Source organism: Anoxybacillus sp. B2M1 (assembly GCF_001634265.1).
Lineage (GTDB): Bacteria > Bacillota > Bacilli > Bacillales > Anoxybacillaceae > Anoxybacteroides > Anoxybacteroides rupiense.
This window is the reverse complement of sequence record NZ_CP015435.1, coordinates 1514416-1536571: the sequence shown is the minus strand read 5'-3', so window position 1 is coordinate 1536571 and position 22156 is coordinate 1514416. Positions and strand designations below refer to the sequence as shown.

The following is a 22156-nucleotide window of genomic DNA, read 5'->3' as shown; positions in this document are numbered from 1 at the left end:
GTGAGTGTAAGAGAGAACGATGTAAAACAAGCACCGGCATGTACAGCGGCGAGCTTGGGGAATTATCTTTGGAATGACCCTCCTGATGAAAGCAAATGGGCCGATTGTGTTCATTGCGGCATGTGCTTGGAATCCTGTCCAACTTATGAACAAACGGGGCAAGAACAGCATTCTCCGCGCGGACGCGTCCATCTGATTAAATCGGTTGCCGAAGGAAAGCTGGAAGTGAATGAAGCGTTTGCCGATCCGGTTTTTGCTTGTCTTGATTGCCGCGCGTGTACGACCGCTTGTCCTGCTGATGTTGATGTCGGAGGGCTGATCGAAGAGGCGCGCGGGCAAATTCGTCAAGCGATGCCATTGACCGGATGGAAAGGAGCGGTAAGCAAATTTTTTCTTGAGGGAGTATTTCCGCATGCGAATCGCTTGCATTTATTAGGGAGGTTGTTGAAGTTTTACCAAAAGAGCGGGTTGCAAAAGATGGCGCGTAAGACGCGGCTGATTCATATGATGCCGGAGCATTTAGCGGAAATGGAAGCGATTTTACCAGAAGCCAAGCAGCCGGTTCGCCAAAAATACAAACAGGCGGGCATGATTCAAGCAAAAGGGGAAACGAAGCGGACGGTTGCCCTTTTAACTGGATGCGTCATGGATGTGATGTTCAGTGATATAAATGAAGCGACGATTCGTGTATTAACCCGTAATGGAAATAATGTGACAATCCCACAAAATCAAACGTGTTGTGGAGCGCTGCATGTTCACGCCGGCGACCGTGAAACAGGAAGAAAGCTGGCGAAGCGGAATATCGAAGCGTTTAAAGATGCTGATACAGTCATTGTGAATGCGGCAGGCTGCGGCTGCATGTTGAAAGAATATCCAGAATTATTCCGTGAAGATCAGGAGTGGCGCGAAAAAGCAGAACGGTTTGCTGCGAAGGTACAAGATATTTCTAAATATCTTTATGATACAGGGTATGAAAAGCCAAAAGCAGAAATCAAAACAAGGATTACGTATCATGATGCATGCCATTTAGCGCATGGCCAAGGGATCCGCCGGGAGCCGCGCGACATTCTTCTTAGCATTCCCGGGGTGGAAATGGTGCATATGCCGAATGCCGACCGTTGCTGTGGAAGTGCCGGCATTTACAATATCACTCATCCGGAAATGGCAGGAGCTGTCCTAAAAAGTAAAATGGAGCATGTTCCTGAAGAGGTCGAAATGATTTCGATGGGGAATCCCGGCTGTATGCTGCAAATGGCGATGGGAGTGCTGAAATACGGAAGAAACCAAAAAATTGTGCATACCGTTCAGCTGCTTGATTGGGCATACCAAAAAGAGGATCAACAAAAGGTGGGAGAATCATGGCGATAAAAGGTGGGCAAATAAAGGATACACATATCGAAAATCTTGCGAAAATCGTTGGTACTTCAGCGATTCTCTATAAAAAAGAAGATTTGCTTGCATATGACTGTGATGGTTTTACGATTCATCGCCATTTACCGAAGGCAGTCGTGTTTCCCAATAGCGCAGAGGAAGTCGCGCAGATTGTGAAATATTGCCATGAGCATGATTTGCCCTTTCTTGCCCGCGGTGCAGGAACGGGATTAAGCGGTGGAGCGATTCCGTTAAATGGCGAGGTGATCATTAGCTTAACCAAAATGAAGCGGCTCGTATCGGTCGACCTCGAAAATCGACGTGCGGTGGTCGAGCCGGGCTTTATAAATCTGAAGCTGACCCATTCGATTGCTGATAAAGGCTATTATTATGCTCCTGATCCATCAAGCCAATATTGTTGTACGATCGGTGGGAACGTTGCTGAAAATGCCGGGGGAGCCCACTGCTTAAAATATGGCGTGACGACAAACCATATTTTGGGGCTGGAAGTTGTTTTGCCAAATGGGGAAATGATTGAAATAAGCACAAACGGAGTTCTTGATCCGCCTGGATATGATTTGCTTGGAATATTGACAGGATCGGAAGGCACGTTAGGAATTGTAACGAAAATCACCGTTCGCATTTTAAAAAATCCTGAAGCGAAACAAACGGTGCTGGCGTATTTTGATAAAGTTTCCGATGCCAGCCAAGCCGTGTCTGATATCATTTCCGCCGGAATTGTTCCCGCTGCCCTTGAAATGATGGATAAAACAGCGATTGAGGGGGTGGAAGCAGCGGCGTTTCCAGTAGGGCATCCGAAAGATATTGAAGCGCTTTTGCTTATTGAAGTAGATGGTATTTCTGCTGGCATCGATGAACAGATTCAAGAAATATTAAAGGTATGCCGAAGCCGAAATGTTCGTGAAGTGAAAGTAGCCCAAGATGAGAAGGAACGGGAAAGATGGTGGGCGAATCGAAAAACGGGATTTGGGGCGATGGGAGCGATTTCTCCGGACTACTTAGTGCAAGACGGGGTGATTCCGCGGAGCAAGCTGCCGGAAGTGCTAGAACGAATCAGACAAATAAGCGAAAAATATGGATTGCGAATCGCGAATATTTTCCATGCTGGGGACGGAAATCTTCATCCGCTTGTCCTTTTTGATTCGAGGAAACCAGGGGAAACAGAAATGGCATTGGCGGCTGGAAGCGAATGTCTGCAAGCTTGTGCCGATGCTGGCGGATCGATCACCGGCGAGCATGGAGTGGGCATTGAAAAACGAGAAGAAATGCGTTTCATTTTCAGCGACGAAGAAATTGCCGCACAAACCAATATTCGTGACGTATTCAATCCGAAAAACTTATTAAATGCTGGAAAGTTATTTCCGACACCAGGGCGTTGTGTCGAAGTGAAAAGAAATGAGAAAATGAAATAATTTTTTGAAAATTATTGAAGCACCTGCAACTTTATGCTATTATTTTTTTAATAAATTAAGAAACGATGTTTCGTAATAACAAACAGAAACTCTCTGTATGAGGAAGGAAGTACTTTTAAAAAATCGATGAGGATGAAATGGGGGAAGTGGTTGTATGCAAGACTATGTAAAAGTAGGAAATCTTCAAGTTGCCCGCCTTTTCTATGAGTTTATCAACCAAGAGGTTTTGCCCGAAAGCGGAGTTGAAAACGAACAGTTTTGGGCGGATTTAGAAAGGTTAGTAAACGATTTGACGCCGAAAAATAAAGAGTTGCTTGCCCGGCGTGATGAAATTCAAGAAAAACTTCATGAATGGCATCGCCAGCATAGAGAAAATTTTGATTTTCATCAATATAAATCATTTTTAGAGGAAATTGGCTATTTAGAACCAGAAGTAGAAGATTTTCAAATCACAACTGAAGGAGTAGATGATGAAATCGCTCTACAGGCTGGACCACAGCTAGTTGTCCCTGTCAGCAACGCCCGTTATGCGCTGAACGCAGCGAACGCGCGCTGGGGGAGTCTCTATGACGCTCTTTACGGAACGGATGTAATCAGTGAAGAGGACGGCGCGGAACGTGGCGCTCATTACAATCCTGTCCGCGGCGAGAAAGTGATTGCCTATGCTAAGCAATTCCTCGATGAAGCGGCGCCGTTAAACGGTTACTCCCATAAAGATGCCGTCAAGTACGCGGTCCTTGATGGAAAATTATCTGTTTTCACCAAGGATGGCAAGACGACAAACCTTCAAGATGAGGAAAAATGGGTCGGCTATCAAGGAGATCCGGAAGAGCCATCGGCTATCTTGCTGAAAAATAACGGCTTGCATATTGAAATCCAAATCGATCGCCATCATCCTGTCGGCAAAACCGATGCGGCGGGTGTGAAAGATATTTTATTGGAAGCAGCGTTGACGACGATTATGGACGGAGAAGATTCTGTTGCCGCCGTCGATGCGGAGGACAAAGTCCTTGTATACCGCAATTTATTAGGTTTAATGAAAGGAGATTTGACAGCCACATTTGCAAAAGGCAATCAAACGATAACGCGCACGCTCCATCCTGACCGGATTTACACAAAGCCAAATGGAGAAGAATTGGTATTGCGGGGACGTTCGCTCATGTTCATTCGCAATGTTGGCCATCTGATGACGAATAATACCGTATTAGATCCGAATGGCCAGGAAATTTATGAAGGGATTTTGGATGCGGTTGTGACTAGTTTAATTGCGAAACATTCTCTGTTAGGCAATGGCCGCTATAAAAATTCCGCAAAGGGTTCGATCTACATTGTGAAGCCGAAAATGCACGGTTCAGAAGAAGTGGCTTTTGCGAATGAATTATTTGACCGTGTGGAAGATATGCTGGGCCTCGAGCGAAATACCATCAAAATTGGTGTCATGGACGAGGAACGCCGCACAACGCTGAACTTGAAAAACTGCATTTATCAAGTAAGAGACCGCATCGTGTTTATTAATACTGGTTTCTTAGATCGTACGGGGGATGAAATCCATACTTCAATGGAAGCGGGGCCGATGATTCGCAAAAACGATATGAAAACATCAGCATGGCTGCAAGCTTATGAGAAATCAAATGTAAGCATTGGGCTTGCTGCTGGTTTGCAAGGTCGGGCGCAAATCGGTAAAGGAATGTGGGCCATGCCGGATATGATGGCGGAAATGCTGAAGCAAAAAGGCAGTCAGCTTCAGGCAGGCGCCAATACAGCGTGGGTACCTTCTCCAACGGCAGCGGTCTTGCATGCTCTACACTATCACCAAATCAATGTAACCAAGGCACAAAATGAATTAAGCAAAGAGTTGAAAGATTTCCGTGACGATATTTTACAAATTCCAGTGGCCGTCGATCCTAACTGGGCTCCGGAAGAAATTCAACAAGAACTAGATAATAACACTCAAGGTATTCTTGGATATGTTGTCCGCTGGGTCGAACAAGGAATTGGCTGCTCGAAAGTTCCTGATATTCATAACATCGGGCTGATGGAAGACCGGGCGACCTTAAGAATTTCAAGTCAGCATATCGCCAACTGGCTTCATCACGGAATTTGCACGAAAGAACAAGTGCTCGAGACATTAAAACGTATGGCGAAGGTCGTCGATGAGCAAAACGCTGGAGATCCTGCTTATCGGCCAATGGCGGAAGACTATGATCATTCTGTCGCCTTCCAAGCGGCCTGCGACCTTATTTTCAAAGGCTATGAGCAGCCGAACGGTTACACGGAACCAATTTTGCATCGCCGCCGCTTAGAAGCCAAGGCGAAGTTTGCGGTAAAACAGTAGGAGATCATACAAGGAACAATGAGGGCATTCTATTTATTTAGGATGCCCTTTCATCTACGTGATACAGTGAACAAGGGTGGGGAAGTTGTCCTGATTTAAACGTTGCAGAAGCCGCCGCCAATGGATGGCCAATCGGGAGTTGTTTGTCACTATATAATGTGCTATCAGCGGCAGCAGGAAAATGGCTCATTGCTGAATCATGGCTGAATGATTTTCAGAATCGTTCAAGAGTCAGGCATTCTTTTCATAAAAACAGGTTGGAAAAAGGTGTGATTTAGCTCTTTTATCACACAGTTGATTGGCGAAAAGGCAAGTCACAGGACTCTTTCAAGAGCGGATGACAGATTGGACGAGAGGAGAAAAGGGATGAAATTTGCTAGATTTATAGCGAACGGAGAAAGGTACACAGGTATCGTAACAGATGGTAGGATCAGAGAAATTCAAGGGGATATGTTTGGAAAATGGGAGTATACAGAAAAAACCTTTTCCGGGCATGAGGTCAAGCTTCTTGCTCCGTTAGAGCCGAATCAAATCATCGGAATCGGTGCCAATTACGTCTCGCAAAAACAAGAGATTCCGGATGTGCTGCCGGAAATTCCGGTGTTTTTCTTTAAGCCCACTTCATCGGTGATCGGGCCTGAAGAAGAAATTATCATTCCAAAAGGAATCGACCACGTGAAGTTTGAATCAGAATTGGCGGTGGTGATTGGAAAAGAAGCGAAACATATTCCAGAATCAGATGTATTGAATTATGTGTTCGGCTATACCGTTGGGAACGATGTAACGGCACCGCAATTTTTTCATCAAGACGGCCATTGGACGCTCGGCAAAGCATTTGATACGTTTACCCCATTAGGTCCAGTCATTGAAACGGAGCTCAATCCTTTCAAGGTGAGTGTAAAGGCAAGATTGAACGGTGTTGAAAAACAAAATAGTCCGACGGAACTTATGGTAATTTCAATCTGTAAAATGATTTCCTATCTATCGAATATTATGACGCTGAAGCCAGGAGATGTGATTTTAACGGGAAGTCCAGTAGGGGCCGAATTTGTTAAGCCAGGGGATCTGATTGAATGTGAGATTGCAGAGATTGGAACGCTTCGCAATCCATTTGTTGCGGCACAAGAAAGTGTTCAAGCCGGTCAGTAACCGCTTAAATGCCCGGAAATCAATGGTATAATGAATTATTATGTGTTGTGACAGAGGTGAGAGAGCATGGAAAGAGAAAATATGGTCAAGTCTGTGAGCCGGGCATTAGACATTATCGATATTGTCTGTTCGGAAAAGGATGGCTTAGGCGTTACAGAAATTGCTAAACAGATGGATATTAACAAAAGCTCTGTATATCGAATCTTATCCACACTGGTTCAATATGGATATATAGAGCAAGATGAAGAAACAAGCCGTTACAAACTTGGCTATAAATTTTTAGAGCTGAGCTCGAAGTTGCTTGAATCAATCGATTTACGAAAAGAGGCCAAGCCATATTTGCAGGAATTAGAAAAGGAAACAAATGAGGTCATTCATCTTGTCGTATATGACCAAGGAGAAGTCATTTACATCGAAAAGTTAGAAGGAACGGAAACGCTGCGCATGCATTCAAAAGTCGGCAGAAGAGCCCCAATGCATTGCACGGCAGTGGGGAAAGCGATCTTAGCCCATTTGCCAACAAATGTTGTCCTTGATATTTTAGAGCGCAAAGGATTGCCAAGACATACGGATCAAACGATAACCGATCAAAATGCCTTTTTGCAAGAACTCGCTCAAGTCAAACAAAAGGGCTATGCTCTCGACTTAGAGGAAAACGAATACGGGATTCGCTGTATTGCCGTACCGATTTTTGAGTATGGGGGAAAGGTCGTTGCCGCTGTCAGCCTTTCTGGTCCGACGATACGAATGACCGATGAGCGGATCAAACAGCTGCAAGGAAGAATGCAGCAAATTGGCAAACAAATTTCCGCAAGGTTGGGATATGTATAGAAACAGTGCTCGGTATCTTACTGGAAGATATCGGGCTTTTTTGTTGCACGTGAATAAAAGCGCGAATCTATGTTGAAAGAGAAAAAACGTCTCGGTTGTTCGGAGAGAGGAGGCTAGCTTGTTTTATAAGGAGCATGTTCATGTCCAAGTCCATGTGCTGATAATGAATGGATTATCCATCCGATTTGAACAAGTGAGTTGGATCGGAATTTAATAACATATTTTATAGAAAAAGATAACAAAATGATCGGCGGGCAGTTTCATAGCCCGCCGACACCTTTTTGAACTAAGAGGCATGATGCTCTTATTTCTCGCCATCCATTCAATTCGATAGGCATTTCCGCGCGAAGAGGGATCATATTTGAGATAAGCGAAGAATCGTAGAGTTTTAACAAAATAAGAATGAGCAAACCAAACCGTTTTTTCTTGAAATATCACTAAACAAAGTGAAATAGTGGGATTTTTAGTGAATAGAATCACAAGGTTTTAGTTAACAATCGTTAAAATTTTTATATAAATGAAGGTCTAATCGATTTTTTATTTTTTAGATTCATACGATTCACTTTATTCACCGGGAACGTTTATTTTTTTTCTTTCAGGGGTATGACTCCATTTGAAAAATTGATTTAAAAACTGGTAAATCTTTTTGCTTTCTTTTGCCAACAGTGGTCCAGCGATCGCCAAAATTAGAACATAAAGGGCGGTAAAAGGAGTCAACACGGGGTTTAGACCTGCCGAAATTCCTAAGTTCGCAACAATGATGGAAAACTCTCCGCGGGCGATAATCGTTAAGCCAATATTAGTGGAGGCTTTATGAGACAGCCCGGCTCTTCTTCCTGCGATCATTCCAGCTACAAAGTTTCCGGCAATCGTAAGGAAAGCAGCGCCTAATGCTAACCAGATCGCATTTGTTAGTGTAGATGGATCAATGCTTAATCCAAAGCTGAAAAAGAAAATGGCTCCAAAGAAATCTCGAAACGGAACAACCATGTGTTCAATCCGATCGCGATGATCTGTTTCGGAAAAAACCAGCCCTAGCAGTAAAGCACCAATTGCTTCAGCAACATGAAGCGTTTCAGAAAAGCCGGCAATGAAAAATAAGGTGGCAAATATAACAATGATGAAAATCTCGTCAGATTTAATGTTTAACCATTTGTTTAAAAGAGGAGCACCTTTTCGGGCAATGAGAAAAAACAACAGCATGTAACCGACAGAGATAAGGACTGAGGTAACGATTCCAAAGACAGAAGTGGAACCAGCCAATAAAACTCCTGACATAGTCGTTAAAAATAAAGCAAGGAAGATATCGTCAAACAAGATAATTCCTAAGATTAACTCTGTTTCTGGATTGGCTGTCCTCTTTAAATCCACCAGAACTTTTGCAACGATGGCGCTGGAAGAGACACTGACAAGTCCAGCGATAATCAGTGTTTCCATCCACGGCATCCCGGCGATCCATCCATAAAGAATCCCTAAAATAAAATTGATGCTTACATAGAGGCTCCCGCCTACTACAATGTTGCGGCCAGACTTTATTAGTTTGCCAACCGAGAATTCCAATCCTAAGTAAAAAAGCAAAAACAAAACGCCGATTCTTCCTAAAAATTGAATAATCTCCTGACTTTCAATAAAGGTGAGATCGATGATCCCGATTGTTGGGGCATGCGGGCCAACTAGCATGCCTAAAACGATCAGGAAAGGGATAATTGAAAAATTAAGTTTATGGGCAATAAGCGAGGCAATGGAAACAAGAACAAGCGCTGTACCGACTTGGAGTACTAGATGATCCATCTATATCGGTCACTCCTTTCCTCTATTGGTTAATAAGTTATTAATGAGTTCTTTTAATTGGCTCCGTTCTCCGGAAACGACTAAAGTATCACCGGCCTCAATGACGGTATCAGGACCAGGATTGATCGTTTTTTTCGTCTTCTTTTTCTTAATGGCGATAACAGTTACGCCAAAATTGTTTCTGATATCTACTTCCCCGATCGTTTTATTAATAACGGGTGCGCCAGGTTCTACTTGATACCATTCGATAATTAAGTCATCAAAGGCAAAATCGACACTTTCTAATGCTTTCGGTTTATAGGCCATGCCGCCTAAAATGCCAGCGATTTGTCTAGCTTCAACGTCATCGAATGTAGCTGTACTAAGAACTTCTTCATGATTATCAGAGTCAAAATGGTAGATTTCTCTTCGTCCATCATCGTGAATAACGATCACAAGCTTATCTTGATTTTTTGTAATAATCTCAAACTTATACCCAATGCCGGGAAGCTCGCTTTCTCTAATACGCATCAAATAACACTCCTTTTTATTAAATGATTTCTTAAATGGAATAAGGGAAAATTAGTTCCAAATGATTTTAGATGATTTCCATCTTGGTCTTAAGGTTTTCAAACATGTCCAAAATCAACGGCATGATAAGGAGAAAACTATTCAATCCTCAGCTGACAGGAGAGAAAAACCTAAAGGATTGGAAGATAGGGGATGTACTAATTTCTCATGAGAATTAGACATCTTTGCAGCATCATTCCAGTATTCTTGGCCTAGGTGATGAAAATGGATGGAAAGAGAGCTCGCTTTATCGGGTCCATTTCATCCCTAGGGATAGGAGCAGAAAATATGATCAGGCGTGTTGATAATCCAATAAAACCTTATTGGTACCGTTTGATTTCTCGCTTTTCTGCCATAGCCAGCAAGCGATGGTGTTGACAGTTATGCCCTTTTCAAACAACAAATGCTTTGTGGACAAATAGATGGGCCCGCTGACATTCTCATTCAAGGAAAGAGATAGAAAAACGGGTGTTAAGTCAGTTTAAGTTAAGCAACGAATAATCAACACTTGTGACATATTATCGTGGCATCCCTATGATCAGGCAGCTGTTTTTAACTTGTTGAAGAGTAGCCCTTGGCTCAATCATCGGGAGAAGATGTGTATAAGTGTGTCATGCTTAAGAATCCGCTAAACTATGGAGATGATGTATCTCAGTTTTCTATATTGACTATAATGAATATCTCAAGAGAGAGTTTATGTGATTCAACCAATGATTGAGGCGATCATACATCATATATGGATGTGATTTTTAGCACAGGCTACTTGGCTGTGAAAAGAGAGAGCTTTTTAAAATCATTGCTCTAAAAGAGAAAGGAATGGATTTTGATAAAGAGGATGGGAAATAAGATGGCTATGGATCTTGATTTTTTGTCATGGTTTGTCATAGAAACAGCATCTTAAAAACTTTGTGTACCCATCATTTACAAAAGCAACAACGCCACCAAGAATCAGGGAAGCATTGGCTTGCTCCGAATGTTTCATTGATTTTTCAAGATAAAGTCAGCTTATTTGGAAGCTTCGTCATCATATACTAATGTTCCCCTTAATCCATATGTCCACCCACATTATATACTATATCATGCGTGACATGCAAATACATTGCAGTATCTAAATGGGGATTATAGGAATATAATCCATAGTGCTCATGAGGCATTATACTTAATGAGATAGATGTAAACTTGACAGCTGCCTATTTGCGAGGCTATGGAGTTGAACGGTCTTTTTGCCAAAAAAGGTAAGTGTTTGCCATTGATCGAATACCGAAATCATCAATCGCATTTATAAATGAAGAAGGATTCGTGTATTGATAGCAGAGCAATACATTAAATTAACTCATGTTATATTTAGAAAAGCTTTGAAATCTTTTGTTTGGCTTAGAAATTCAAATACAAATGGTTCATGCCTATATATCGTACCATTCGCACTACTATAATATTTAAAAAGGGAACGGATTATGGTTTGAATGTCTGATGGTGTGAGATTAATAAATAGCGAGCGGGCAGTTGTCGAAAGCGTGTTTTTTCGATAATATCTCAATAGAGTTTAGAGGATAAAGGAGTTGTTTTATGGAGCGATCAAATGAAGTAGCCGAAGTTTGCTTGTTGGCGGGAAAAATTATGCTTCAAAGCGGGGCGGAAACCTATCGGGTGGAGGATACGATGATGAGAATGGCCGCTTCGTTTGGCATGACGCATTCTCATAGCTATGTGACGCCGACGGGAATTATTTTTTCGATGGATGGAGCGGGACCGACAAAGCTGATTCGCATTGTGGAGCGATCCACCGATCTGCAGAAGGTGGCAATGGTTAATGATATTTCCCGGCAAATAAGCAGCGGCCAGCTTTCGCTCGAAGCAGCCTATGAAAGGTTAAAAAAATTAGAACGACAGCATCTTGCCTACCCTTTTTGGGCACAAGTAGCGGCAGCTGCGGTGGCGAGCGGCTGTTTTGTCATTATGTTTCAAGGAAAATGGCACGATTTTTTGCCGGCGTTGGTCTCAGGGGGGATTGGCTTCTGCGGATTGGATTATGTTCATCGACTTGTAAAAATTCGTTTTTTTGCTGAGTTTTTTGCATCGTTTCTGGCCGGGATTGTTGCCGTATCGCTTGTCTCTCTTGGCTTGGGAACAAGTCTTGATAAAATTATTATCGGCTCGGTGATGCCGCTAGTGCCGGGAGTGCTGATTACCAATGCGGTGCGTGATTTAATGGCCGGACATTTAGTGGCGGGGTTATCAAAAGGAGCGGAAGCCTTTTTAACCGCATTTGCCATCGGCACCGGCATTGCTGTGATTTTGACGATGTATTAGGAGAGAAAAGCATGATGATTGAACAGCTTGTTACAAGTTTAATTGCATCCGCCGCATTTGGTTTGATGTTTAATGTTCCGAAAAAACTGCTGGGACATTGCGGTTTTGTCGGGATGATTGGCTGGTTTATTTATATTTCGTTTGTTGAATATAAGACGGATCCGGTATTTGCCACATTCGTTTCTGCGTTTTTCATTGCCGTGGTGAGCCAACTGTTTGCTAGAATGTACAAAACGCCCATTACCGTGTTTAGTATTTCTGGCATTATTCCGCTTGTCCCAGGAGGCATGGCGTATGAAGCGATGCGGTATGTGGTGATGAACGACTATAGCATGGCGATCCAACTCGCTGCCAAGGCATTTATGATTTCGGGAGCCATTGCGATGGGGATTGTTTTTTCAGAAGTGGCGAATCAATTAATGAAAAAACGAACTTCAAGATAGAAGTTCGTTTTTTTTATGAATTTTATTGAAACATTTTTTTGAATATTATAAGATGTTTGCAATAGCTGAACCAATGCAGTGGGGAGAGGAAAAATGAAAAACGCAATCGAGAGTATACAGCAGGAAATATTTGAGGTGTTTCATCATCTTCATCGACATCCAGAAATTAGTTGGGAAGAAGTAAAAACGACGGAATTTTTGCGGCAGCAGCTACTGCAAGAAGGATATCGCGTTCAGACATTTTCCGATTGCACGGGAGTGGTCGGAGAAATAGGAACCGGTTCATTGACAGTAGCCTTGCGAGCAGATATGGACGCGCTTTGGCAAGAAATTGACGGAGTGTGGCAGGCGAATCATGCTTGCGGGCATGACGCTCATATGACGATGGTGCTTGGAGTGGCGAAGCTGTTTAACCGCATCGGCTATCGTCCTCCAGGAAAATTGAAGCTTCTTTTTCAGCCGGCGGAGGAAAAGGGGAAAGGTGCTTTGAAAATGCTGGAGAAAGGAGTAGTCGATGAGGTTGAGTTTTTATACGGCGTTCACTTGCGCCCCATTCAAGAGCTGAAAAGCGGCTATGCTTCTCCGGCCATTTTGCATGGAGCTGCGCAAATGATAGAAGGAGAGATTAGAGGAGTCGCTGCCCATGCTGCAAGGCCTCATTTAGGTGTCAATGTGATCGAGGTAGGAAGCGCGCTCGTGCAAGAATTAAGCCATATTCACATGGACCCGCAAGTACCCGCGTCAATAAAAATGACGCGCTTTCATGCCGGAGAAAAAAGTGCCAATGTCATTCCTGATTACGCAGCATTTACCCTTGATTTACGGGCGCAGACGAATGAGGCGATGGAGCGGCTGCTCGAACGGCTTCACCATGTGGCAAATGGAATCTCCCTTATCTATGGAGCGGATATTCACTTGGATCAAGGGGTTCGCATTGTGGCTGCCCAAGTTCATCAAGAAGCGCAATCGATCATGGAACGCGCCATTATCCAAACGATCGGAAGGGAGAAATGCGCTCCTCCTGTGGTGACATCTGGTGGAGAGGACTTCCATTTTTATTCCGTGCTGAAGCCAACATTGAAAACAACCATGCTCGGTCTTGGCTGCGATCTGACGCCAGGTCTGCATCATCCAGCGATGACGTTTCGCCGCGAAGATTTGCTAATTGGCATCGAGATATTAGCAAGAGCGATTATCGAAACATTCCAACAAGCAACACAGGGGGAGAAAGACGTTGAACATTTCGTTAAGAAAAATTAGCACGATTGAAGAGCTGAAAAAAATGGCGCAGCTGGAGCAGCATGTTTGGAAAGCAACCCCTACCCCGCTTCACCAAACATTGACCGTAGCTAAAAACGGCGGCATTATTATTGGAGCGTATGTGGAGGAGAAACTTGTCGGATTTGTGTATAGCTTTCCTGGATATCAAGGAGAAGAAATCTATTTATGCTCCCATATGCTGGGTATTGATGAATCATTTCGCAATCATGGAATCGGCTATATGCTCAAGATGAAGCAGGCGGAAGAAGCGAAAAGGCTTGGATACCGGACGATTCGATGGACTTATGATCCGCTTGAGAGCCGCAACGGCTATTTAAATATTGCTAAGCTTGGCGCTGTTTGTTCCGATTATATTGAAAACTGCTATGGAGAAATGGACGATGCTCTCAATCGCAATCTTCCGTCTGACCGTTTTTGGGTTGAGTGGAAAATTTTAAGTTCGCATTTAACCGAGAGGCATCATATGTTTTCGCAAATCTGCGGTTCTGAAGGAGCGGCAGCACTTCATTGGCGCGAGAGAAAGGACGGGATGCCGGAAGCTGTTTTTCCAGTGGACATTCGAGAACGCCTTGAGCAGCCATCCGTGCTTTTTGTTCCTATCCCGCTTTATTTCCAGAGGCTGAAAGAGAAAGATGATGAATTGGCCTTGGATTGGCGTTATAAAACACGAGAGGTATTTGTTCCCTTATTTCATCAAGGATGGGCAGTGGCGCATATTTTACGTCGTGAAGGCGAGCCTGTTCAGTATTACGTATTAGTGAAGCGCCAAAAGTTAGCTTTAGATGAGAGGAGAAGCGACGAATGAAAATCAAACAAGTTATTTTGCGGCATATGGAAATGGAATTGAAATCACCGTTTGTTACAAGTTTCGGTGCTTTTACAAAGAAGGAGTTTATTTTAGTGGAAGCGATTGATGAAGATGGCGTATCGGGATGGGGAGAGTCAGTGGCATTTCATTCTCCATGGTATAATGAAGAAACGGTGAAAACGAATTGGCATATGCTGGAGGATTTTTTGTTGCCTCTTGTGCTGCAAAAGCCGATGGAACATCCGAATGAGTTGCGCCAGCGCTTTGCGGCGATTCGAAAAAATCATATGGCGAAGTCAGCGATTGAAGGAGCAGTATGGGATCTTTATGCAAGAAAAAGCGAACTCTCATTAAGTGAAGCGCTTGGGGGAAAAAAGAAGGAAATTGAAGTAGGCATCAGCATTGGGATTCAAAAAAGCGTGGATGATTTGTTGCGCATTATTGAGCGCTATTCTGGCGAAGGATATCGGCGCATCAAAATGAAAATTAAACCGGGCTGGGATGTTGAGGTCGTCCGTGAAGTTCGCCGCCGTTTTCCTGATTTGCCGCTTATGGCTGATGCGAATTCCGCTTATTCATTAGAGGATGCTGAACGTTTGCAGGCGCTTGACGAGTTTCAGCTGATGATGATTGAGCAGCCGCTCGCCGCTGATGACATTGTTGATCACGCAACGCTGCAAGCCAAATTGCATACACCCATTTGCCTTGATGAAAGCATTCATTCGTGGGAGGATGCAAAAAAAGCGATTCAGCTTGGAAGCTGCAAAATCATTAATATTAAAATTGGCCGTGTAGGCGGGTTGACAGAAGCGAAGCTTATTCATGATCTATGTCAACAGCATGGCATTCCCGTTTGGTGCGGAGGAATGCTTGAATCGGGAGTGGGCAGAGCCCACAACATCGCGCTGACAACACTTGAAAACTTTGTGATGCCTGGCGATACAGCGGCCTCTTCTTATTATTGGGAAAGGGACATTATTGACCCGGAGGTGACCGTACATAACGGGGTGATTCATGTGCCTCAAAGGGCAGGAATCGGGTATGAAGTGAATCGCCAGCAAGTGGACCGTTACACGGTATTTAAAAAAATATATGACGCTTAATTGATTCCAGGAGCCGGTCCTTATCAGGGACCGGCTTTTTATTGTTTGCTCTTTTGCTTTTGCCGTTGGAGGCGAAGGCGGTGTGGACAGAGGCAAATTCAGCTCAAGGACAGCTCGCAACAGGCAACGGTTTCTTTTTTTATGATTTATTAAATAGCACCGACACAAGACAGCCCACGGACCGTCATCAGTATGTATCCACCGGACAAAATGCCACGTTGTCACTCGATGTGGGAAGCCTTTCCGGGATTACAAATTTCCATACCACCATTTTGCATTCTTTTACGATTATGAATAAAACAAAAAGCCAAGCGGATGTTTCGCTCGCCATTGAAAATGTATCACCGCCATTTTTATCGCTTGTTGGTACGAATTATATTGTCAGTGTTCCTCATCATCTCACTATTCAGCCAAATGAGACGGCTTCCATTCCATTGCAAATCACCTTTTTGCCGCTTCTGACGATATCAGGGACGTATCAAGGCATGGTTATGATCACGGATAATATCAATGGTTATCATTTTCGAATTCCGCTTATTTTACGGATTCGTTTGTTATAAGAACAGGCTGAGCTCGCGAAATATGTCCCGAGTTCAGCCTGTTTCACTGTCTGATCAGGTTAGCTCTTTTATCCCTGTATTCGCTTTCACGAGAATTTCATTAAATTTCTTCTCATCTGCTTTCTTCGATGATAAGAGCGTTCCGACAAAAGCGGCGATAAATCCTAACGGAATGGAGACGATTCCTGGATTTGCAAGTTTAAAGAGCGGTTCGCCGACAAGAATAGCGGCTCCTGGCTCCGGTGACCAAACGTTCGGACTCATGATGACAAGCAGAAGTGAGCTAATTAGTCCAACGAGCATACCCGTTATGGCACCTGTTGTATTAAAGCGTTTCCAAAAAATCGTGAGCAAAATAATGGGCAAATTAGCGCTGGCAGCGACAGCAAAGGCTAATGAAACAAGAAATGCCACATTCATCTTTTGAGCAAATAATGCTAAAAGAATGGACAGAACAGAAACCCCGATTGATGCCCAGCGGGCTGCCACCATTTGTTCTTTTTCTGTTGCTTGGGCATGCCGGATGATATGGCTGTAAAAATCGTGCGCAAATGCGGAGGCGGCCGATAGCACAAGCCCTGCGACAACGGCTAAGATGGTAGCAAATGCAACGGCTGAAACGAGAGCGAATAAGAAATCTCCGCCAAGCGCTTCTGCTAGCAAAGGAGCGGCCATGTTTCCTGCCGCGTTTGCAGCCACAATTTTGTCATAGCCGACAAATGCAGCTGCTCCAAACCCTAAGAAAATGGTCATCACATAAAATAGGCCAATGATCCATGTCGCGTACACAACTGATTTTCGAGCGGTTGGAGCATCTTTTACTGTAAAGAAGCGAATTAAGATGTGCGGAAGTCCAGCTGTACCTAAGATGAGAGCTAAATTTAGAGAGAGTGTATCAAGCGGGTCTTTAAATTTGTTTCCAGGATTTAAAAATGCTTCACCAAGTGGAGTGGCTGTTTTCACTTCATTGAACATTTTCACAACGCTAAAGTCGAACTTGGCGAATACGATAATGGAAATAATAAACGTTCCAGCCATAAGCAGTACAGCCTTGACAATTTGCACCCAGCTTGTAGCTGTCATTCCCCCGAATACCACATAGACGGTCATGAGCACACCGACAATGAGAACGGAATACACATAATCAATTCCCAATAAAAGCTTAATGAGCGCCCCTGCCCCAACAAGCTGGGCAATCATATAGAAGATGGAAATGGTAATCGTATTAAGAGCCGCTACTCCGCGGACTTTTTTTTCGTCAAATCGGGCGGCAATCATATCAGCCATCGTATATTTCCCCAAGTTGCGAAGAGGTTCGGCTACAATATAAAGAACAACAAGATACGCCACGAGAAAGCCAATGCTGTAAAAAAATCCATCAAATCCGGTCAATGCAATCATTCCGGCAATTCCTAAAAATGAGGCGGCTGACATGTAATCCCCGGCGATCGCCCAGCCGTTTTGCCAGCCGGTAAGGGTGCTGTCCGCCGTGTAAAAATCGCTTGTTGTTTTGGTTCGTTTGGAAGCAAAATAGGTAATGATAAGAGTTAAGCCGACAATAACAAGAAAAAGGAAAAAAGCTAAGCCGTTCATGATTTGTGGCTCCTTTCTTTGACCTCATTTTTAATCTTTTCTACCATTTCGTCAAATTTGGCTGCCCGTTTGGAATAGAGCGTGCATAGAGCCCACGTCATAATAAATTGAGCAAAAGCAAAGAGCCAAGCCCAGCTGATAGAACCGATGGCGGGGGTATTAAGCACTTTAGAGTATGATGTTAAAATCGGCAAAGAAAAGTAAAAAATCATAAAGAATAAAGAAAACGGTAAAATAAATCTTTTTTTGGCCTGCATAAGCTGCTGAAATGAAGCAGATTGGACAATTTGACTGTAATCTGTAAACGTGTGGTCTTGCTGTGAAACGGTTTTTTGCATTTCCATGTTTTGCCCCTCCTCATAATCTTTTTTTATTTTAGATGAGAAAAATGTATAAACTTCCCTCCTTTCCCTATGTGTTCACATTTTTTTCACAAATTTATTATATATTTATCAGAAAAGTTTGTAAATTGGGAATTGAAAAAAATTCATTATTTTGGAAGATTATTTATTAGAAAAATGAGGAACGCTATTGAACAATAACAATAATATTGTAAAAGAATGCTTAGTGATAGGAATAAGTTGAAAAATTCTAAATTTTTTGTCTATATATAAAAAATAATCTCACTCTTTTTTCATTTTTCAACTTTACAAAAAATATTGAATAGTATACAATGTTTCACGTGTACTTCTGCAAAATTCTACAGAAAACGACAAGGAGAGACAAACAATGAGTTTATTCAGAAAGAAATCGATTGATGTCCTTCTGAAAGAAGCAGGAGGGAAAGGGGCGTCCCTAAAAAAATCTTTAAGCGCCTTTGACTTAACGATGCTTGGAGTCGGAGCCATCATCGGTACAGGGATTTTCGTATTGACTGGGGTTGCAGCTGCTGAACACGCGGGTCCGGCACTTGTCATTTCCTTTATTCTTTCGGGTCTTGCTTGCGTATTTGCAGCTCTTTGTTATGCAGAGTTCGCCTCAACGGTTCCTGTATCGGGAAGTGCGTACACTTACAGTTATGCGGCCTTTGGTGAGTTGATTGCTTGGATTTTAGGTTGGGATCTCATTTTGGAATATGGGGTCGCTTCTTCAGCAGTAGCAGCTGGCTGGTCCGGTTATTTCCAAGGATTGCTTGCAGGTTTTGGCATTGAACTTCCGAAAGCGCTAACAAGCGCATACGATCCAGCAAAAGGGACCTTTATTGATTTGCCTGCGATTGTAATTGTTCTTTTAATTGTATTATTGCTTACACGCGGTGTGAAAGAGTCTGCGCGCTTTAATGCTGTCATGGTTGTCATTAAAGTTGCCGTTGTTCTTTTGTTCCTTGCTGTGGGTGCATGGTATGTTAAGCCGGATAACTGGACTCCATTTATGCCATATGGCTTTTCAGGCGTAGCGACGGGTGCGGCAACTGTATTCTTTGCTTACATTGGTTTTGATGCGGTTTCAACAGCAGCGGAGGAAGTAAGAAATCCGCAGCGCGATATGCCGATCGGAATTATTGCTTCATTGCTAATATGTACAGCTTTATACATCGTGGTGTCACTCGTATTGACAGGTATTGTCCCTTATGACCAATTGAATGTCAAAAACCCAGTTGCTTTTGCGTTAAATTATATTCATCAAGATTGGGTAGCCGGCTTCATCTCACTTGGAGCGATTACTGGTATTACTACGGTATTGCTCGTTATGATGTATGGACAAACACGCTTATTCTATGCAATCAGCCGTGACGGTTTGTTACCAAAAGTATTTTCACGTGTTAGTCAACGAAAACAAGTACCATATGTGAATACATGGTTGACAGGTCTAATGGTTGCTTTCTTTGCAGGAGTAGTGCCTTTAAATAAATTAGCAGAGCTAACCAATATTGGAACGCTTTTTGCTTTCATTACCGTTTCAGTCGGAGTGCTCGTGTTGCGTAGAACACAGCCTGATTTAAAACGTGCGTTTAAAACGCCATTAGTTCCTTGGATTCCGTTGTTGGCTGTTGCTTTCTGCGGATATTTAGTGCTTCAGCTTCCAGCCACTACATGGATTGGTTTTGGATTATGGTTACTCATCGGTCTTGTCATTTATTTTGCATATGGCCGCAGACATAGTACATTGAACGGACCGGCTGAGGCAAATGAAAAAGTAAGCTAATGTTATGATGTTGGAAAGACCTTTGCTAAAGAATGCAAAGGTCTTTTTTGAGCAAAGGTGCATTCCTTTTCTGTTTTTTGCTATAATGGACATACTATGAATGAAGCGGGGTGAAAACAGATGCTTAGTGAAGAGCTTTTGCAAGGGTTAAATGAGCAGATGAACTTTGAGTTCTTTTCTGCACATGCTTACATGGCGATGGCAGCATACTGTTCGTCAGAAAGCTTGGATGGATTTGCTCACTTCTTTCTTGTTCAAGCCGAGGAAGAGCGGTTCCATGCCATGAAATTTTACAACTTTATTAATGCGTTAGGCTTACGTGCAACGATAACAGGATTCGATTCGCCAAATAATGAGTTTGCCTCTGTGTTGGATTGCTTTGAAAAGGCGCTTGCTCATGAAAAAGAAGTGACGAAACGAATTTACCGCTTGTCGGATATCGCGTGGGATGAACGGGAGCATGCGACCATTAACTTTTTAAAATGGTTTATTGATGAGCAAGTGGAAGAAGAATCGATGTTTGATACGATGATTCAAAAACTTGTTCGCATTCAAAACGACGACAATGCCATGTTTATGCTCGATAGTGAGTTAGCGAAGCGGACATTTACCCCAGAACAACAGTAAATCAAAAGAGGCGATAGACAAAGTCAAAATGGACTTTGTCTATCGCCATTTTAAGCACCTATTTTTTTGATTTTTTCATTTCAAAATGAAAACGTTTGGTTGTCAAGGACTGCAGCCAAGCGAAGATACGAATCGGAGCGAAAGCCATTCGTGGGCGAGGTCGGTGACGGGAAGTGTGTAGGAACAGACTGAGAGGCTATTCAAAAGGAATAGCCTCTTCATTTATAATCAGCCATTTTTATTTAGTTGGTTGGAAAGATCCAGCAAGTTGGCTTTGAGCCTGTGCTATTAAACGTTTTGTAATTTCTCCGCCGACAGAACCGTTTGCGCGAGATGCTGTGTCTGAGCCAAGCTGTACGCCAAATTCCTGAGCGATTTCATATTTTATCTGATCAAGTGCTTGTTCAATTCCAGGTACGAGTAGTTTGTTGCTGTTTCGAGCCATCTTTTTCTCCTCCTAATGTGATAAATGGTCTTGCAATGTTAGTATGTGGCGTGAGAAATAATTTATAATGGCAATTACAGAGGCAGCGGCAATTTTTTGGCAATGAGCCATTGTTCAATGACTCGGTTGATGCTTTGTATGTTCGTTTGAGCATTACGCCAATGGTGATACAAAGATGATGAGTCAAGGAGAGGAAGCAAAATTCAGATATTTTGTTTGCTTCGTTTATTTTTTTATTGCAATCTGTTAGAAGTTAAGATAAAATGCAATCAGAAAGCAATCCGAAACGTTTTGGAGGAAGAATGGTGACGACGATTAAAGATATTGCCAAAGCGGCCGGGGTTTCGATTACGACTGTCTCAAGAGCCCTGAACGGCTACTCTGACGTAAATGAAAAGACACGACAAAAAATTATTGAAATTGCTAAACAGCTCAACTACAGTCCGAATACGCTTGCCCGGGGTCTCGTGATGAATAAATCCAAAACGATTGGTTTGCTCGTTTCAGGATTGACGCGCGAAAGCGCAAAGGACAACTTTACATTTGAAATTTTATCAGGTGTCAATCAATACGTAAGCGAAGTAGATTATGATATGGTTTTATTCAGCACGACATCGACGAAGCAGCGCGAAAAAACGTATACGCAGCTTTGCCGCGAGCGGCGCGTAGACGGAGCGATTTTGCAAGGAATCCGCATTGATGATCCGTATTTGCAGGAAGTCGTAGAGAGCGACATTCCTTGCGTGCTTATTGATATTCCGATCGAATCGGAGACGGTTGGATATGTGACAACCGATAATGTTCTTGGGGCAAAAAAAGCCGTTCGCCATTTGCTTGCGCTCGGTCATCGCGACATTGCGATGATTAATGGCTATGAATACGCATTTGTTAGCGAACAAAGGCTGAGAGGATTTCGTGAAGCGTTGCTGGAAGCAGAAGTGCCTTTTCGCGAGCAGCTAGTGGCGGATGGAGCCTTCAAGGAAGAAAAAGCGGAGCAGGAAGCGTTGCGGTTATTGACTTGCTATCCGGAAATTACAGCGTTTTTTTGTGCAAGTGACTTAATGGCGCTGGGAGCCATGAAGGCGATTAAAAAACTTGGAAAGCGCATTCCTGAAGATGTAGCGGTAGTAGGATATGATGATATTATTTTGGCGTCCTATACGACCCCGCCGTTATCGACGGTGGCTCAAAATCAATTTGCGATGGGATATGAAGCAGCTAAGCTGTTGATTGAGATGCTGGAGGGAAAAGCAACCTCCCATATTAAAGTGTTAGAGACAGAATTAAAAGTACGCGAATCGACTTTTAAAAACCACGAGTAGAAGTGGTTTTTAAAAGGTGAAAATTGAAAACGTTTTGGAATAGGTTGCTTTTTTTTAGTT

19 protein-coding genes are annotated in these 22156 nt (G+C 43.1%); 14 read left to right on the top strand and 5 right to left on the bottom strand.

The annotated features are described in order from the left end of the window. The 5 genes from GFC28_RS07380 (at position 1) to GFC28_RS07360 (ending at position 7119) form a co-directional block, all read left to right on the top strand. Positions 1-1368, top strand: coding sequence for a (Fe-S)-binding protein (locus GFC28_RS07380; protein ID WP_044746755.1), 1368 nt, complete (start codon positions 1-3; stop codon positions 1366-1368). Further along, positions 1359-2804, top strand: a complete 1446-nt coding sequence (locus GFC28_RS07375; RefSeq protein ID WP_044746754.1) for an FAD-binding oxidoreductase — start codon at positions 1359-1361, stop codon at positions 2802-2804. The genes GFC28_RS07380 and GFC28_RS07375 overlap by 10 nt, the downstream gene beginning before the upstream one ends. A gap of 154 nt (positions 2805-2958) precedes the next feature. Continuing rightward, a complete protein-coding gene (locus GFC28_RS07370) occupies positions 2959-5139 on the top strand; it encodes a malate synthase G (protein ID WP_044746753.1) in 2181 nt (726 codons plus the stop codon). A 366-nt stretch (positions 5140-5505) separates the two neighbouring features. Continuing rightward, positions 5506-6288, top strand: coding sequence for a fumarylacetoacetate hydrolase family protein (locus tag GFC28_RS07365; protein ID WP_044746752.1), 783 nt, complete (start codon positions 5506-5508; stop codon positions 6286-6288). Between the two features lie 66 nt (positions 6289-6354). Next, complete coding sequence (locus tag GFC28_RS07360) at positions 6355-7119, top strand: IclR family transcriptional regulator (protein ID WP_044746751.1); 765 nt, start codon at positions 6355-6357, stop codon at positions 7117-7119. A 564-nt stretch (positions 7120-7683) separates the two neighbouring features. On the opposite strand, the gene GFC28_RS07355 is transcribed toward GFC28_RS07360, so the two are convergent. Then, the gene (locus GFC28_RS07355; protein ID WP_044746750.1) at positions 7684-8910 is read right to left on the bottom strand and encodes a cation:proton antiporter; all 1227 of its coding nucleotides are present in this window, start codon (positions 8908-8910) and stop codon (positions 7684-7686) included. Between the two features lie 9 nt (positions 8911-8919). After that, a complete protein-coding gene (locus GFC28_RS07350; RefSeq protein ID WP_044746749.1) occupies positions 8920-9420 on the bottom strand; it encodes a cation:proton antiporter regulatory subunit in 501 nt (166 codons plus the stop codon). A 1605-nt stretch (positions 9421-11025) separates the two neighbouring features. On the opposite strand from GFC28_RS07350, the gene GFC28_RS07345 reads away from it, so the two are divergent. The 6 genes from GFC28_RS07345 to GFC28_RS07320 all read left to right on the top strand — a co-directional run bounded on the left by GFC28_RS07345 (position 11026) and on the right by GFC28_RS07320 (position 15964). Further along, positions 11026-11769, top strand: coding sequence for a threonine/serine exporter family protein (locus tag GFC28_RS07345; protein ID WP_044746748.1), 744 nt, complete (start codon positions 11026-11028; stop codon positions 11767-11769). An 11-nt stretch (positions 11770-11780) separates the two neighbouring features. Beyond that, on the top strand, positions 11781-12212 hold the full coding sequence (locus tag GFC28_RS07340; RefSeq protein ID WP_044746747.1) for a threonine/serine exporter family protein: 432 nt from the start codon (positions 11781-11783) through the stop codon (positions 12210-12212). Positions 12213-12305: 93 nt separating this feature from the next. Continuing rightward, complete coding sequence (locus GFC28_RS07335; protein WP_044746746.1) at positions 12306-13472, top strand: M20 peptidase aminoacylase family protein; 1167 nt, start codon at positions 12306-12308, stop codon at positions 13470-13472. Next, a complete protein-coding gene (locus GFC28_RS07330; protein WP_044746745.1) occupies positions 13447-14298 on the top strand; it encodes a GNAT family N-acetyltransferase in 852 nt (283 codons plus the stop codon). Before GFC28_RS07335 ends, GFC28_RS07330 begins: the two co-directional genes overlap by 26 nt. Further along, positions 14295-15404, top strand: coding sequence for an o-succinylbenzoate synthase (gene menC, locus GFC28_RS07325; RefSeq protein WP_044746744.1), 1110 nt, complete (start codon positions 14295-14297; stop codon positions 15402-15404). Before GFC28_RS07330 ends, menC begins: the two co-directional genes overlap by 4 nt. 80 nt (positions 15405-15484) lie before the next feature. Next, the gene (locus tag GFC28_RS07320) at positions 15485-15964 is read left to right on the top strand and encodes a hypothetical protein (RefSeq protein ID WP_156487516.1); all 480 of its coding nucleotides are present in this window, start codon (positions 15485-15487) and stop codon (positions 15962-15964) included. 54 nt (positions 15965-16018) lie between these two features. Here GFC28_RS07320 and GFC28_RS07315 read toward each other — a convergent pair whose 3' ends face one another. Together GFC28_RS07315 and GFC28_RS07310 are read right to left on the bottom strand one after the other, a co-directional pair. Beyond that, positions 16019-17557 (bottom strand): solute symporter family protein, encoded by a 1539-nt coding sequence (locus GFC28_RS07315; protein ID WP_044746742.1) that lies wholly within the window; start codon positions 17555-17557, stop codon positions 16019-16021. Next, a complete protein-coding gene (locus GFC28_RS07310) occupies positions 17554-17895 on the bottom strand; it encodes a DUF485 domain-containing protein (protein ID WP_369818758.1) in 342 nt (113 codons plus the stop codon). The genes GFC28_RS07315 and GFC28_RS07310 overlap by 4 nt, the downstream gene beginning before the upstream one ends. Positions 17896-18286: 391 nt before the next feature. On the opposite strand from GFC28_RS07310, the gene GFC28_RS07305 reads away from it, so the two are divergent. Together GFC28_RS07305 and GFC28_RS07300 are read left to right on the top strand one after the other, a co-directional pair. Further along, positions 18287-19702 carry a branched-chain amino acid transporter BcaP gene (locus tag GFC28_RS07305; protein ID WP_044746740.1) on the top strand — a complete coding sequence of 472 codons (1416 nt, stop codon included), beginning with the start codon at positions 18287-18289 and terminating at the stop codon, positions 19700-19702. A gap of 120 nt (positions 19703-19822) precedes the next feature. Next, positions 19823-20329: a ferritin gene (locus tag GFC28_RS07300; RefSeq protein ID WP_044746739.1), complete on the top strand. Its 507-nt coding sequence runs from the start codon at positions 19823-19825 to the stop codon at positions 20327-20329. Between the two features lie 238 nt (positions 20330-20567). Here GFC28_RS07300 and GFC28_RS07295 read toward each other — a convergent pair whose 3' ends face one another. Then, the gene (locus GFC28_RS07295; protein ID WP_044746738.1) at positions 20568-20774 is read right to left on the bottom strand and encodes an alpha/beta-type small acid-soluble spore protein; all 207 of its coding nucleotides are present in this window, start codon (positions 20772-20774) and stop codon (positions 20568-20570) included. Between the two features lie 305 nt (positions 20775-21079). Between GFC28_RS07295 and GFC28_RS07290 the strand changes: the two genes are divergently transcribed. After that, positions 21080-22096 (top strand): LacI family DNA-binding transcriptional regulator, encoded by a 1017-nt coding sequence (locus GFC28_RS07290; protein ID WP_044746783.1) that lies wholly within the window; start codon positions 21080-21082, stop codon positions 22094-22096. Positions 22097-22156 lie beyond the last annotated feature (60 nt).

Bases quoted from the DNA above. Each gene is read 5' to 3' on its own strand.
- GFC28_RS07375 (WP_044746754.1), top strand. From the start codon at position 1,359: ATGGCGATAAAAGGTGGGCAAATAAAGGATACACATATCGAAAATCTT.
- GFC28_RS07370 (WP_044746753.1), top strand. From the start codon at position 2,959: ATGCAAGACTATGTAAAAGTAGGAAATCTTCAAGTTGCCCGCCTTTTC.
- GFC28_RS07365 (WP_044746752.1), top strand. From the start codon at position 5,506: ATGAAATTTGCTAGATTTATAGCGAACGGAGAAAGGTACACAGGTATC.
- GFC28_RS07360 (WP_044746751.1), top strand. From the start codon at position 6,355: ATGGAAAGAGAAAATATGGTCAAGTCTGTGAGCCGGGCATTAGACATT.
- GFC28_RS07355 (WP_044746750.1), bottom strand. From the start codon at position 8,910: ATGGATCATCTAGTACTCCAAGTCGGTACAGCGCTTGTTCTTGTTTCC.
- GFC28_RS07350 (WP_044746749.1), bottom strand. From the start codon at position 9,420: ATGCGTATTAGAGAAAGCGAGCTTCCCGGCATTGGGTATAAGTTTGAG.
- GFC28_RS07345 (WP_044746748.1), top strand. From the start codon at position 11,026: ATGGAGCGATCAAATGAAGTAGCCGAAGTTTGCTTGTTGGCGGGAAAA.
- GFC28_RS07340 (WP_044746747.1), top strand. From the start codon at position 11,781: ATGATGATTGAACAGCTTGTTACAAGTTTAATTGCATCCGCCGCATTT.
- GFC28_RS07335 (WP_044746746.1), top strand. From the start codon at position 12,306: ATGAAAAACGCAATCGAGAGTATACAGCAGGAAATATTTGAGGTGTTT.
- menC (WP_044746744.1), top strand. From the start codon at position 14,295: ATGAAAATCAAACAAGTTATTTTGCGGCATATGGAAATGGAATTGAAA.
- GFC28_RS07315 (WP_044746742.1), bottom strand. From the start codon at position 17,557: ATGAACGGCTTAGCTTTTTTCCTTTTTCTTGTTATTGTCGGCTTAACT.
- GFC28_RS07310 (WP_369818758.1), bottom strand. From the start codon at position 17,895: ATGCAAAAAACCGTTTCACAGCAAGACCACACGTTTACAGATTACAGT.
- GFC28_RS07305 (WP_044746740.1), top strand. From the start codon at position 18,287: ATGAGTTTATTCAGAAAGAAATCGATTGATGTCCTTCTGAAAGAAGCA.
- GFC28_RS07300 (WP_044746739.1), top strand. From the start codon at position 19,823: ATGCTTAGTGAAGAGCTTTTGCAAGGGTTAAATGAGCAGATGAACTTT.
- GFC28_RS07295 (WP_044746738.1), bottom strand. From the start codon at position 20,774: ATGGCTCGAAACAGCAACAAACTACTCGTACCTGGAATTGAACAAGCA.